Consider the following 14,999-nt stretch of genomic DNA (forward strand, 5'->3'; position numbering starts at 1 on the left):
CTTACACGTCCCCGCCTTCGCGAGTTTGTTCACGCGGTATACGTCTTGCCACACCCGTTTTGACCGCTGCTTCAATCACGCGATTGCGCATCGATTTGACGATTTTATCGTTAAACACACTCGGAATAATATAATAGCGGGTGCGCTCTTCATCGGAAATGGCTGAAGCAATCGCCTGAGCTGCTGCGAGCTTCATCTCTTCATTAATCTCACTGGCACGGCAATCCAGAACGGCTCTGAACATACCTGGGAAACACAATACGTTATTGATCTGATTCGGATAATCTGAGCGGCCTGTCGCCATGACAGCCACGATGTCTTCCACCACAGACGGCATAATTTCCGGTACAGGATTCGCCATGGCGAAAACAATTGGATCGGCGGCCATGGTTTGCACATCTTCACGGGTTAACAGGTTACCGCGCGACAGACCGATGAAGACATCTGCTCCGCGAATCACGTCACGAAGTGAACCTGTCTCCAGTTCCGGATTGGTACGAGCCGCATAGTCGCTCCATACTTCATTTTCATAGGTATTCGTCCGTACCAGCGCACCATCACGATCCACCCCGACAACCCGACTCGCACCCGCGGACAGCAGAATATTACTGCATGCCACACCTGCTGCACCGATACCACAGACGACAATTTTCACATCCGTGATGGATTTACCAACCAGCTTGAGCGCATTGATCAGACCTGCATACAACACAACTGCTGTACCGTGCTGGTCATCATGAAATACCGGGATGTCCAGTTCCTCATTCAGGCGACGCTCAATTTCGAAGCAACGTGGTGAAGAAATATCCTCTAGGTTAATCCCGCCAAACGCTGGTGAGATCGCTTTCACAGTTCGAATGATTTCCTCGGTATCCTGTGTATCCAGGCAGATCGGGAAAGCGTCCACTCCTGCAAACTGTTTGAACAACATCGCTTTACCTTCCATGACTGGCATCGCGGCACGTGGTCCAATGTTGCCAAGGCCAAGCACGGCACTACCATCGGATACTACGGCAACCGTATTCCGCTTGATTGTCAGCGAAAATGCCTTTCCAGGCTCTTCTGATATAGCCGAACATACCCGGGCCACATCCGGTGTATATACACGTGACAGGTCTTCACGGTTATGAATCGGGACCTTCGGAGTAACTTCGATCTTGCCGCCCAAGTGCAGCAGGAACGTCCGGTCCGATACGTTTATGATGGATGCTCCTTTAAGCTGGCGCACCCCTTCTATAATTTTGCTGTTATCTTGTGCATCCGTTACAGCGACAGTTAAGTCGCGCACACTTACATCCTGATTGGTCGAAATTACGTCGATGGCGATAATGTCTCCGCCAGCTTCCGAGATGGCCGAGGCCACTTCACCAAACTTGATGTCTTTTGTTGTCATTTCCAGCCGAATAATAAAGCTGTTACCGTCTAAATTCCTTTGATTCATTCCAATTCCTCCCAGACTGAAAGTCATGAGTTGCAATGTTACCTGTTTGTCTTCGCTGCGCGGACACGTTTATCCTTTATCTTGCCCAGAAAAAGTACTCATTGTGATCTAAATACGACAAAAAGGACTACCCTATCCGTCTGATCGAGACGTTAAGGGTGGCCCTTCTGCACTCTATATAAGTTAAACTAAAGAATATTTACACTTGCCACTCCGATGATAGAACAACCTTTCGATCGCTGTTATCCCTACATTTTCCAGCCAAATGAGTAACAAATATATTATTTACGCTCAGCCGCTCTGCGCAATACTCGGATATCATATGGTTGCAAATCCAGGCTGCCCTCTACAGCATCATCACTCAGCAGATCACGATAGGACTGGTTGTCCAGTTGTACTTGCTTCGTCTCCGGTGTGTAGTTCTGCACAAATACATAATCCGCTGTGCTATCTGTGCGAATGTGTGCCGTAACTCCAGCAGGAAGCTGAGTTTCAAGAGCACGCTCTATACCCAGATCAGCGATTAGACTGCCATAGAAATCATCGTAAAATGGAGCTTTGAAACGTGTAGCCATATAATAGGCTTTACCTGAACCAAGACGATTAACGGTCAAAGCAGGCCGTCCGGCATAGAAGTCGGAGCGATATGTCGCCAGAGCTTCTGCACCTTCCAGATGAATCAGGTCACATAATTCGAAAGCATCATATTCGGCATTCAGTTGAAGCTCGTTGTCCTTCACAGGCACAATCCCATTCAGATCACGGTCATGCAAGCCGTCGATCTCTTCTGACCAGATCCCCAGCGTCTTGCGAAGCGGTCCAGGGAATCCTCCAAGGAAGCACAGATCATTCTCATTTACGATACCTGACCAATACGTGGCTACAAATGTACCACCATTTTCCACGAATCGCTCAATGCGTTCGCCCACTCCTTCACGTACCAGATAGAGCATAGGTGCGATGAGCAGTTTGTACTTGGAGAGATCAGTATCCATGTCGATGACGTCCACAGGCACACCTTTTTTCCAAAATGCATCATAATGCCATTCTACCGTCTGCTCGTACTTCACTCCGATGTTACGCGGCCCTTGGGAATCCTTTACTGCCCAGCGGTTTTCCCAGTCGAAGATGATGGCAACCTCAGCCGGAACGGACGTTCCAACCACCGCCTGCATTCCTTCTAGTGCTGCTCCTACGTCAGTTACATCCTGGAACACGCGGGTATGTTCATGCCCAACATGATCTACAACCGCTCCATGAAGCTTTTCACTGGAACCCCGACTCTTCCTCCACTGGAAGTACTGTACACTGTCCGAGCCGTGTGCTACTGCTTGCAGAGATGCCAGCAAATGCATACCCGGACGTTTCAATTTGCTGGTCTCTTGCCAGTTAGTTGAGCTTGGTGTGCTCTCCATCAATAAAAACGGCTGCCCGCCCTTGATGGAACGAACGATATCATGCATCATCGCCACTCTGGATGCCAGTGTATCTTCTTCGTCCGCATCATGCCATGTCGGATAACTGTCCCATGACAGAAAATCCAGAATGTCAGCGAATTTCCAGTAGTTCAATCCTTCATAAAATTCCATCAGGTTGGTCGTTACCGGCAGATCGGGATTTTTGGCCTTCAGCGGTTTCGTTTCGTGCACGATAAAATCAGCGGTCTGATCGGTGACAAACCTGCGCCAGTCCAGATTCATCGCATGGACCTGTGTCTCTCCATGCGGGGCAGGAGACTCCACTTGACTCCAGTCTGTCACGGTATGGCTCCAGAATGTTGTCCACCAGGAGTGATTCAACTCGTCCAGTGTGCCGTATTTGTTTTTCACCCAGCCGCGAAAAGCGTCCTGACAATAATCACAGTGGCAATCCCCGCCGAATTCATTGGAAATGTGCCAGCCAATTACTGCCGGATGATCCGAGTAACGTTCTGCAAGTTTTGTATTGATTGCAGTAACCTTCTCCCGGTATACCGGAGATGTATAACAATGGTTGTGACGGAAGCCATGCAGGTTGCGAACCCGATTGGCCCCAACACGCAACACTTCTGGATACTTGGCCGACATCCAGGCAGGTCTTGCACCGCTTGGGGTAGCCAGAAATGCATAAATTCCATTGGCCGCAAAACGATCCAGCACTTGATCCAGCCATTCAAACGTGTACACGCCTTCCTCCGGTTCAAGGGATACCCATGAGAAGATGCCAATGGACATCACATTACATTTGGCAAGCTTCATCAATCGGATATCTTCCTCAAGGACTTCAGGATAGCGTAGCCATTGCTCCGGGTTATAATCTGCACCATGTAACATATGAGGTGCTTTGGAACTCACAGGTGGATATTTGTATGTCATGCTGACAACTCCTTATTCATTTCATTTTAATTATCTATTTGATCAATGCAGCACTCGGCTGCTCATCCAATGTAGTGTCATTTTCCTCTCCAGCCTTCAGCGCTGAAAACGATTGCAACTTCTGACCCTTGAAGTCAAACATCGTCAGGTTGCCCCAGTTATTCGGATGTCCAACAGACCACTCTTCCTTGCTAGGAATCCAGGCAGGCTCCCAGTAATAGAATCCCGCTCCTAGACCTCCGGGAACCTCACGAATAATCTGCAGCAAATCCTTCAGATAACGTGTCTGTCCTTCCACACTTGCCGGATACCCGGGCAGTAACAGTTCTTCCTGATTCAGAATCCACTCGTGACCTTCAGGCTGCTCCAATGTCCAAGGATAAGCGGTTTCAACAACATTGATTGGTTTGCCGTAGCGTTCAGCCAAGTCATGCAGATTATCCCGCAGTGCATCCAGTGTTCCATGCCACCAAGGGTAATATGAGAGCCCAATGATATCGAACTCCACACCTAGCGCCTCAAACCGATCATAGAACTTGCGACTCTCCGCATTATCACCACCGCGGTCTATATGAATCATAATTTTGATTTCCGAATCAACCGATTTAACAGCAGCGATGCCATACTTCACAAGTCCAGCAAAACGCTCCCACTGTTCATCGGTATCATGCTCTTCCCCACCAACACGTCCTTCATCCCATAACATGCCAGGTGTTATTTCGTTCCCCACCTGCACCATGTCCGGCAATGCATCATGCTCCTTGAGTGTTCTCAGCACATCCGCCGTATAGGTACATACCTCACGTTGTAGTTCCTCATAGGACAGCTTCTCCCATGCCTTCGGCTTCCATTGATTGGCTGGATCAGCCCAGCGATCCGAATAATGAAAATCCAGCAAAAATTGTAATCCTTGTTCCTTGATCCGTTTGGCTACCGCTACCGTCCGCTCCAGATTACAGAATCCGCCTACAGGATCATTCCAGATTCGCAACCGAATTGCATTGGCATCACCCAGCTTGAGAAGGGTCAGCAGGTCCTCCTGCTGCCCATGCTCATCACGATAGCTCCCACCATGCTGCTCAATTTCATCCATAAATGACACATCCATTCCGAGAACGAATGCCTCTTCCTTTAAATTGCTCACTTCATCAACCTCCGTTTAATTTAGATGCAGATTCAGCCTTTAACTGAACCCAAGGTCATACCTTTGACAAAGAAGCGCTGCAGGAATGGATACACAATGAGGATTGGCGCACTTCCAATAAAAATTTGTGCCGCTCTTACTGTGGTTTGAGAAATGGTTTCCATCTCTTTCGGGTTCATGGCCATCGTACTCATATCACGTTTGATAATTACGGTCTGCATGAAAGTGGCCAGTGGATAATCCTTGGCATTGTTCATGTAGAGCAATCCGTCAAACCATGAGTTCCAGTGAAACACCATGCTGAACAATGCAATCGTTGCGATAGATGGCATGGAAATCGGCAGGAAGATACTGAACAACGTTCTGAAGTGATTGGCTCCATCCATCAGCGCCGCTTCCTCAAGCTCTTTCGGAATACCCCGGAAGAAGTTTAGCATCAGAATAACGAGGAAGGTGTTAACCGCTCCCGGAAGCACCAGCACCCAGAAGGAATCCATCAGGCCGATCTTCTGGATGACCATATAGAAGGGAACGAGTCCCCCATTGAAGATCATACTAAAAACAAAAATCCATGAATAGACGGTTCTTCCTTTAAATTCATTATTTTCTTTCGACAACGGGTACGCTGCCAAAAAGGTGATCAGCAACGTAATTCCCGTACCAATGACTGTCCGCAGCAAGGAAATCCAGAGAGAGTTTAGGAAAATCGGGTTATTCATCGTTTTTTTGTATGCTTCAAGTGAGAACCCTACCGGCCAGAGGTTAACGAGATTGGCATCTGCGGCAGCCTTGTTACTGAAGGATACAGCCAGAACGTGAATCATCGGTACAATACACATAATGGCAACCAAAATGAGAAAACAAATATTGATGACATTGAACACGCGATAAGGCGTTGATTTATGATACATCGTGGTCCCTTCTTTCTCTGTTCATTCGATTAGAATATGCGGTATCCGGCGTATTTTTTGGCTAAGCTGTATGATACAAGGATCAAGACCATGCTGATGACCGATTTAAATAATCCAATTGCGGTCGCGAAGCCCATCTCTCCATTTTCCAGCGCCGAGCGATAAACGAATGTATCAATAATATCGCCCGTTTGATATACGAGCGGGTTGTACAGATTGAAAATCTGATCGAACCCAGCGTTAAGCACGTTACCCAGTGCCAGTGTTCCAACCACCATCAGCATCGGTACAAGAGACGGGATGGTAATATGCAGTGTCTGCTTCCAGCGACCCGCTCCGTCAATCTCTGCTGCTTCATACAGCGCTGGGTTAATGCCGGCAAGGGCAGCCAAGAAGACAATCATGTTATAGCCGAATTCTTTCCACACATCCGTTAGAATGATCGTCGGTCGGAACCAGCTGTTATCTCCAAGGAAGAAATATGGCCCAAGTCCGAATGTTCCGAGTACCCGGTTCACCAGTCCTCCGGTGGATAACAGATCAATCAGAATTCCGCCCAGGATAACCCAAGACAAGAAGTGAGGCAGATACACCAAGGTTTGGATCGTTCGCTGGATCGCCATCTTGCGAACTTCATTCAACAGAATCGCGAACACAAACGGGACAAACAAGTTAAAAATGAGTTTGAGTACAGCAATGATCAGAGTATTCCATATGACTTGCAGGCTGTCTTCGCGTTCAAACAAATATCTAAAATTATCTAGCCCGACCCACTCCGAGCCGCTGATGCCGAGCCATGGTTTGTAGTTCTGAAATGCCATAACGATTCCGCCCATAGGCACATAGCTGAATATGATCAAAAAGATGATGGCTGGCAGCAGCATTACGTGAAATGGCCAAGTTCGTTTTAAAGTTCTCATGATTGCTCCCCCTGTAATTCTTCCTACTCAAGTGCTCCCTGAGCGGCTTATACTGCGATTATATCAACCGTTTGCATAGGTCAAACAGCACATAAAAGCAATATAAATGGCACAAAAGCAACCAGTTTGGACTCGCTGTCATTCCAGTCATTCATCCACTGCTGACCCGCACCTCCCCGAGGCAAATCAGGCTCTCATAACGACAAAAAAGCGCACAGACCTGGTTGGTCTGCACGCTGCTGTATCCTTATTTTTTCACACTGTCATACCATTCGTTGACCTCTTGTGTGATTTGGTCGCCGCCACCCGATTTCCACGTTTGTACAAATGTATCGAACGCATCTACCGGATTTTTGCCATAAATAATTTCGTTGAATGCTTGATTCTCAATTTTGTTCAGGTAGTCCAGCTTGGATTTCATTGTCGCTGTTGTAGGACCTGTGAACATGTTTTTGTAGGAGATTTCTTCCTGACTGAGCAACACTTTCGCTGCGGCAGGGGTCTCTTTACCGTAGTTGACAGCAACATCCTTCTCAAGCTTCGTCTCAGGCTCTTTGCCATCTGCCAGATTGAGCAGGGCTTTCATCTGAGCATCCGGAATACGGGCGCCGTCACGAACGAGCAAATAACGTACAACGTTCACATATCCGCCTTCGATTTGGTCAATCGGCAATTGTTTGCCATTGGCATCCAATTGATAGTCATACTTTGCAAATAGACCGTTATCATACTGGCTACCCGGTGCCGGGTCTGCATAATTGTCGAACAGGTAGTTCTCATACGTGAAGAACGCTTCAGGGTGCTCCATGTCTTTCTTGATCAGAATGACGCCGTTAACAAACTGTGTACCATGACGCATAGCTTTGCCTTCTGGACCGGTCGGGATTTCAATCGGTTTCCAAACGGCACTTGGCACATTTTTCACTGTATCCAGAAGCGGCCATCCACTCATCCAGTATGGACCTGGGATAATACCGGCTGTACCTGCCACTGCTGGCTCGGCTGTTTTGTTTTCATCCCACAATGCTGCTTCCTGCGGGATGTAACCTTTTTTGAGCCATTCGCTCAATTTGGTCAGACCTTGCTTCATGCCAGGATTGATGGAACCATACTCCAGCTTGCCGTCTTCAGCTACATTCCATTGGAACGGCAATGTTCCGTATGCACCAAAGATCCAGGATGGATCTCCCATCCATGTGTTCATGGATGTTTTGAAACCAATGCTGAGCGGAATGACCTTATCTGGAGCTAAGCCATCCGGATTTTGATTTTTGAACGCATCCATGACTTTTTCCAGTTCATCGATCGTTTTTGGCGCCTCCAGATTCAGCTTGTCCAGCCAGTCCTGGCGAATCCACAGCAGGTAATCATTGTTGTACGCATAGTCCAGTACGGGAATACCCATTCTTTTGCCGTCACGGCTATACTGGTTCCATACATTGGGATCCTGCTCCATCGCTTTTTTCCATGTGTCGGAAGCGTATTTGTCGAACAGCGGACCCGCTTCCTGGTACATGCCAGAATCAATCAGATCCTGTGCAAGCAGGTTGTCCCCTACCATTACCACTTCAGGCATCTCCTGACCGGATGACATAGCAAGACGAAGTTTTGTCGCAAATGCGTTGTTCGTATCCGTTACAGACCACAAGGATTTGATGTCGATGCCAAATTGATCTTTGGCCCACTTGGTTGCTACGTTATTTTCCATCGATTCGCCATTTTTGAATTTTAGCTCAGGATCAATTCCCCATGCCGTTGTAATCGTTACTGCAGGATCATATTTTTCTTTGTATTCGTTTTCAATAGCTGGCGTACTTGATGCCTCGCTATCTCCTCCGCTATTTCCTCCTGTACAGCCTGCAAGGACGCCGGTCAGACACACCGCCGTTGCGAGAAGCGACAGTAATCTCTTTTTCGTGGATTTCGCTCTCAATGTTGTTCCCCCTTCAATCATTTTGGTTACCCTTTCATTATAGGCCTGCCGGGTCTTTCAGCCTATGTCACGAAAACAAGATTTCTGCACCTTTGGCAACCTATATATTGGAATGATGTTGAAATTATGCCTGATCCCGATATTCATTCGGTGTCATGCCGTAATGTTTTTTGAACATTTTGCTGAAATATTGCGGATTTTGGTACCCAAGTTCACTGGTAATCTCGTATATCTTTTTGTTGGTGTTTTTGAGCAAATACAATGCACGCTCCATCCGCATGCGAATCATATAATCGCCCAGCCCCTCACCTGTCTCGGCTTTGTAGATCTTGGACAAATAAACGGGATGCAAATACACCTTGTCTGCGATCATCTTCACGGATAGATCCTGTCCTGCGTCTCTGGTTACCATCTCCTGAACCTGCTTGATGACGTGTCTGCGACTCTGCACGCCTTCCTGATCCGACAGTTCCTCCTGCAACTTGGCAAGCATCTCAGTCGCCCAGCGTCGAAGCTTGTCAGGTGATTGAATCAACTGATGTGCCAATAGCAGATCAAATCCCGCATGATCAATTTCATGTACGAGATGCCCCTGCTTGTGCGCAATGTACATAAAAGCATTCGTTACTGACAAATACATCTCATATACATGCTCTCTGGAGAGACATACACGGTCCGCTGCATCAAAGACAGCATTCAGTTTACGTGCCGCAGCCTCCCACTGTTTGGTTTCAAGCAATTGAGGCAGAACGGGTGGCTTATAGAGCTCTTCAAGCGCTTGAGCCGCATCGTTCTCCGGTCGTTTGGACAGTTCTTTATCCATGTAAATGATCGTATTTTCCTCTGGACCCGATAGTACGAGTGATCCTAGACCTTTACGATAAGCGGTCATCAGTTCGGCAAATTGAAACGGCGCAGTGACCACCATGGACAAATCACCTTGCAGATATCGAATGACATGCTCGCGGAAAGTTCCAACTGGCTGTTTCAGTTCTTCCACATTGGTCTGAGCAGGCTCTGTCCAGTCCTGATTCTGTATCATCATGACCAAACTCTCATGAGGACCTCGTCCAAACCATACGTTGAATTGGGGACCAAACACCTCTTCGGCGATATTGCCAACCGCAAACTCCATCAAATCCAGTGATTGCTGGTCCATTGCCGAGAACCTGCCTGTAAGGCGAATTAGCATCATAACTGCCGGTTGATCCGGCTGAAGCACAATTTCATACTTTTCAAGCTGTTCACCCAGTGCCCGTGCTGTAATCTCGCGGCCCAATAACAAATCGTGCATCAGATTCTCCCGCAAAATTTTATAATCTGACTTCCGGCTATATAACAACCGATGGTATTTATCAAATTCATCCCAATCATCCCGAAGGGACGTGATGGCAGCAGAGACCGAAGCCATGAATTCCTCATCGTTCACCGGCTTGAGAATATAATCGGCAGCTTGCAGCTGAATTGCTTTTTTGGCATATTGAAAATCACTATGCCCGGTCAGCAGAATACAGCGGATATGCGCCCATCGACTGCTTACCTCCTCCACCAGTTCCAGCCCGGACATGCCCGGCATTCGAATATCGGTCACCACAAGGTCCACTGCATTCTCTTCCAAGATCTGCAGCGCTTCCTTGCCAGATGCTGCACGCAAAACCGTCGTAACCCCGAGCTCGCCCCAAGGAATGGTCAATTCCAGACTTTCAGTTACATACGTTTCATCATCCACCAGTAAAATATCAATCAAGACAGTCACTCCCTATCTGCTTCGTTATGCAATGCATTCTTTCTATAGTTCTAATTCTGTGGTCATATGGCGTCTCTATTTCTATCCTTCTATTCAATAAGATGTTTTTCGTCAGTAGGCCAGGACAAGGTAACACGCAGCCCACCAAGCGGTGATTCCGTGACGCTAATTCCCGCCTGCTCCCCATACCTGAGCTGAAGACGCTGGTTAACGTTCCACAACCCACATCCCATCTCTTGGTCCATACCGCCTGTAAGTTTGTGGAGCAGCATCTGCCGGTCCAATTCATCCATACCTTGCCCGTCGTCATCTACGGTAAGAATCATCATGCCATTTCTCTGTTCTCCGGACACCCGTATTTCCCCAGCTTCGGCATCGGCTTCAATTCCATGAATGACCGCATTTTCCACCAGTGGCTGTACGATTAGCGGAGGCACCTCCTGCCTCAAGAGCTCTTCCGATAAGTCAATTTTGAAACGTATTCGGTCCATACGCATCTGCTGAATCTCCAGATAACAGGTAACGAATTCAATTTCCTCTGTGAGCGGCACCACATCACGCTCCTGCCTCGTCGTATACCGATAGTATCGGGACAGATTATGCGACATGGCAACGACGGCATCGACACGCTTCAGCTTGGCCATGCTCGTAATGAATGAGAAACAATTATAGAAAAAGTGTGGATTAATCTGCGATTGCAGCTGTTTCAGCCGGGCTTCACGCACATGAATCTGTTCCAGGTACACGTGTTCAAACAACTGCTGAATCTGCGCCACCATGGAGTTAAATCGTTCGGACAAAAAGCTGAATTCATTGCGTCCTTTGGGTGTAATTCGGACTGAATAATCCTCCTGCTTCAATCGTTGGAATCCACGAATCAACTGTTTGACAGGAACTTGGACCTGCACATATAACAGATAGGCTACGGCAAAGCTCATCAATAGCAGACAGATCATCGCTGAATAGAACAGTATATTAGATTGATGAATCGGCTTCAGAATAGCCGATAGTGGCATGTAATCGACCAGATACCAGCCGGTCGTGCTGGACTTTACCGTATTAACCATATAAGGCTCGCCGTTAATGACTACCGTCCGATTATCCACATCCTTAAGCTTATCAATGGCCAGCTTGTCCATCAGCTGACCTGTCAGGGCACGATCAGAGGTTCGGTTATAGATGACCCCCGTCTCTTCCCGGTAATAAAATGGATCATGGCGACCATCGTCCTTGAATTTGTCCAACATATCTCGAATGTTGTCACTGTCGAATTCTAGTTTAATCACGGTTTGCGCATTGGCTGCGGGATCGCTAATGCCGTACGGAGATACGGTGATCCAGCTGAAGATGAATTTATCATCTTCCCCTTCCTGAGTCTTTCGAACATTCCATCCGGATGATATGTTGCCTCTCAGCGTCTGCTGATCATAATAGCCAGCATCTCTTTCAGAGATGACTCTGCCCAGCGTCGGCGAATAAAGGTACAATTTCGTTGTCCAGTTGGATGAACTCTCCTGGATGCTCAGCTTGTTCTGAATACGTTTAACCAAATTGATCGTATCCAGATCGAAATATTTACTGTCGGCGTAGATCCGCCGGAAGCTCGCAATATCGGGATCATGGATGAGCAGATTCGGCCACGAGGATAACAACTCGATGTGTGTGTTCACTTGATTCTGAAAAAATTCCAGTTGGTTACTGTTGGAGCGATTGAGTTCATCTCGCAGAACTGCTGTCGTTTTGTGGTTGGAATACCAGTACAGCAGTACGACTGGAACCAGCATAATTAGAATTAAAATGACCATTTTGGAAAATAGATTCGTCCGGTATGACATCTGCTTACCTCACCTTGCCTTCATTAGTCAGTGAATCTAATTTTAACGATGAAAGCGTTAAACATAAACTATTTTTTCTGGGCGAATCCGCTCCACAGCTCATCTGTTATTCCTGACTTAATCTCTTTAAAGAGACTCTCTATATATCGTAAGCGTTACCATATACATACATAAAGGTGACAAAACCAACTTTTCTGCACTAATTGCAACTTCCACGCCAAAAAGAGCTGGCAACCGCCAGCTCCTTTCTAAACACTATATATTGATTAATTTCTTCTAATTCGCAATGCTCTTCTTATGTATTCATTCTATCTTGCTAACGCAAAATCATTATGGAATATCGTAGTCAAACACAGTGTTCTCTCCATCTACGGCGACATCCAATACAATATCGGTTAGCTTTCCTTTGACTTGCAGCGGGGAGGCAGCCAAACCGGAAAACGCCAGTTGACCTTTAAATGTTCCATGCGGCTCAATCTCTATATGCACAGGCTTCAGCTGGACAGATTGCAGGGATTCATAGAGCGGATCATCCTGGTGTTTGTAACTGCGGGCCAAGTCAGGCAAAAGCACAGCTGCTACAGGCTCTCTGGTGTAATTTTTGAGTGTCAGGTCACAGTTTACTCGTGTAATGCCATTTTCCAGTACATCATAGGTACAGGAGCTATCGTTTTGGACATAGGAAACACCATTGATACCGGATGCCCCCCATTTGGCTACATACATCAATTTATCCGTCATGTAGGAATAACTGAGAACAATAGCGAGAACGATCAGCCAGAGCCGTTTGGCCAGAACCGGATATAATGGCATGATTTCTTTGCGTGTAAGATAGTAGCTGCACGCTAATATACCCATTCCAAAAAATAACGTGATATGCACACCACTTACATAGGATGTGGTATAAGGCGACATGCCTATAGCAGACAACATCGTGTCCCCCACAGAGAAACCGAGGTGATGCTTAAACGTAAAAATGATGCCAAACAGCAATAACATCGCAGAGAACACAAGTCTGGTTCTCGACACACGAACACCCCCTAATCAACCACCTGATTATATCATATATTTCCTTATTATGGTTTACGATCCAAATAAAAAAAGACGCTCCGGTTTTTAACCGAAAACGTCTTTGGTTTTGCAACTCAATTCTACTTTTTCGACAGGAATGCGTCGAGCTGTTCTTGTTTAGCTGCAATGATTTTATCAATACCTGCGGCTTTCAGCTTCTCCAGATATTTCGGGATCATCTCGTTCGGATCTACTGCACCCGATGTCATACCCGGTTTGAACTGTTTGTTCACGTTGTTGACCGCAGCAATTTCGTTTTTGACGGATTGGCTATTGAACGTAAAGCCCAGTGCAGGTGACTTAACGCCTTTGGCATTAAACTCTTTGAACTTTTCCCATTTCTGCGGATCTTCATTATCCCAGAGGTAGTTCAGGAACTGGTTACCTAGCTGCCATTGTGCACCAGGATTATATGTGCGACTGTTCGCATCTACACCTTCCGGCAAGGTAATAATGTTGTTCTGGCCGTCTTTCTTCACATAATGTGTGCCTTCAATTCCGAAGTTGAGCAGGTTGTTGATTTCTTTGTCGGAATGCAGCAAGTTAATGACTTGCATCGCCTTCTCCGGCTGCTCAGAGGAACGGGAGATCGCGAGCATCGCACCGGAAGCATCCCCGGTTGTAATAGTAGGCTGTGTCATCTCGATCTGGGTCAATGGATATCCGACATACCCTTCTTCTTCCTTATCCTTGCCCGGCTTCATGCCATCGGTCCACAGGAAGGCCTTGCCTGCCTTCGCCTGATCTTTCGGGAATACATTGGAAGTTGCTGCATCACTGTTAATGTATCCAGCCTGATACCACTTGCGTGCAAGCTCAGCCGCTTCCTTGAATTCAGGGGTCTCCACTTCATTCAGTACCGTCGTTGTACCCGCTGTTTTGGAGATGACGCCTGGAACGGATGCATCACCAAGATAATCCCAGTCCAGATTTTCTAACAGCCCGTTACCATTGGTATTGGACATATAGAATGGAGTGATGCCTGGTTCGTTTTCCTTGATTGTTTTGAGCAGCGGCTCCAGGTCAGCCCATGTTTTTACTGCGGTCAGATCGAGCTTGTATTTGTCAGCCAGATCTTTGCGTACGAGTACACCACGCGTCGCAGCCAGCTCCTTGTTGGTAGGAACGCCATAGTTTACGCCATCCACCTGAGAACCTTCCAGAAAGGCTGGATCGAGATTTTTCTTGATATCCTGCCCATACTTGTCAAGCAGATCATTGAGCGGCAAGAAAGCTCCTTTTGCCACATTGACGGTATAATTTTGCCAAGCCGCCGTGAAAATAATGTCTGATTTTTCGCCGGAAGAGATCATAAGATTCAGCTTGTTATCCCACTGACCCCAGTCGATCGCATTAATCTTGAGTGTTGCCCCGATCTTGGGCTCCATCTTTTTGTTGATCTCGGCTTCCACCAGAGCTACATCTTTCTGTGGTGTCCCTGGATAATACAACGTCACTTCATAGGGCTTGCCCCCAGTCTCCGCTCCACCGCCACCCTGTGCTTCCGGTGTTGTTCCGCCTTTGTCTGATGAGCAACCTGCCAGCACCAGGCTCAGCGCCATAACTGCTGCCGCGAAACGCGGCCATACCTTAAACGTTCTAACCAAGTGAACCCCTCCCGTCATATGTTGGACCCTGCAACC

The 14,999-nt window shown here is 47.3% G+C and carries 10 protein-coding genes; all 10 read right to left on the minus strand.

Features of this window, described 5'->3' with window-relative positions; all coding sequences use genetic code 11:
- Position 1 precedes the first annotated feature (1 nt).
- The 10 genes from gpAD87_RS15745 to gpAD87_RS15790 all read right to left on the minus strand — a co-directional run bounded on the left by gpAD87_RS15745 (position 2) and on the right by gpAD87_RS15790 (position 14,963).
- Complete coding sequence (locus tag gpAD87_RS15745; RefSeq protein ID WP_063564724.1) at positions 2–1,441, minus strand: NAD-dependent malic enzyme; 1,440 nt, start codon at positions 1,439–1,441, stop codon at positions 2–4.
- Positions 1,442–1,722: 281 nt separating this feature from the next.
- A complete protein-coding gene (locus tag gpAD87_RS15750) occupies positions 1,723–3,795 on the minus strand; it encodes a beta-galactosidase (RefSeq protein WP_064639145.1) in 2,073 nt (690 codons plus the stop codon).
- Positions 3,796–3,829: 34 nt separating this feature from the next.
- Positions 3,830–4,939 (minus strand): glycoside hydrolase family 53 protein, encoded by a 1,110-nt coding sequence (locus gpAD87_RS15755; RefSeq protein WP_082935141.1) that lies wholly within the window; start codon positions 4,937–4,939, stop codon positions 3,830–3,832.
- A 32-nt stretch (positions 4,940–4,971) separates the two neighbouring features.
- Positions 4,972–5,850 (minus strand): carbohydrate ABC transporter permease, encoded by an 879-nt coding sequence (locus tag gpAD87_RS15760; RefSeq protein WP_064639146.1) that lies wholly within the window; start codon positions 5,848–5,850, stop codon positions 4,972–4,974.
- Between the two features lie 29 nt (positions 5,851–5,879).
- Complete coding sequence (locus gpAD87_RS15765) at positions 5,880–6,770, minus strand: ABC transporter permease (RefSeq protein ID WP_062321959.1); 891 nt, start codon at positions 6,768–6,770, stop codon at positions 5,880–5,882.
- 247 nt (positions 6,771–7,017) lie between these two features.
- On the minus strand, positions 7,018–8,703 hold the full coding sequence (locus gpAD87_RS15770) for an extracellular solute-binding protein (protein WP_063564727.1): 1,686 nt from the start codon (positions 8,701–8,703) through the stop codon (positions 7,018–7,020).
- 124 nt (positions 8,704–8,827) lie between these two features.
- Positions 8,828–10,450, minus strand: coding sequence for a response regulator (locus gpAD87_RS15775; RefSeq protein WP_064639147.1), 1,623 nt, complete (start codon positions 10,448–10,450; stop codon positions 8,828–8,830).
- An 89-nt stretch (positions 10,451–10,539) separates the two neighbouring features.
- Positions 10,540–12,285 carry a sensor histidine kinase gene (locus gpAD87_RS15780; protein ID WP_064639148.1) on the minus strand — a complete coding sequence of 582 codons (1,746 nt, stop codon included), beginning with the start codon at positions 12,283–12,285 and terminating at the stop codon, positions 10,540–10,542.
- Between the two features lie 330 nt (positions 12,286–12,615).
- Positions 12,616–13,314: a hypothetical protein gene (locus gpAD87_RS15785; RefSeq protein WP_064639149.1), complete on the minus strand. Its 699-nt coding sequence runs from the start codon at positions 13,312–13,314 to the stop codon at positions 12,616–12,618.
- A 122-nt stretch (positions 13,315–13,436) separates the two neighbouring features.
- A complete protein-coding gene (locus tag gpAD87_RS15790) occupies positions 13,437–14,963 on the minus strand; it encodes an ABC transporter substrate-binding protein (RefSeq protein WP_064639150.1) in 1,527 nt (508 codons plus the stop codon).
- Positions 14,964–14,999: the final 36 nt, after the last annotated feature.

Origin of the sequence: Paenibacillus sp. AD87 (assembly GCF_001659845.1) — a bacterium.
In the GTDB taxonomy this organism is placed as follows: domain Bacteria; phylum Bacillota; class Bacilli; order Paenibacillales; family Paenibacillaceae; genus Paenibacillus; species Paenibacillus marchantiae.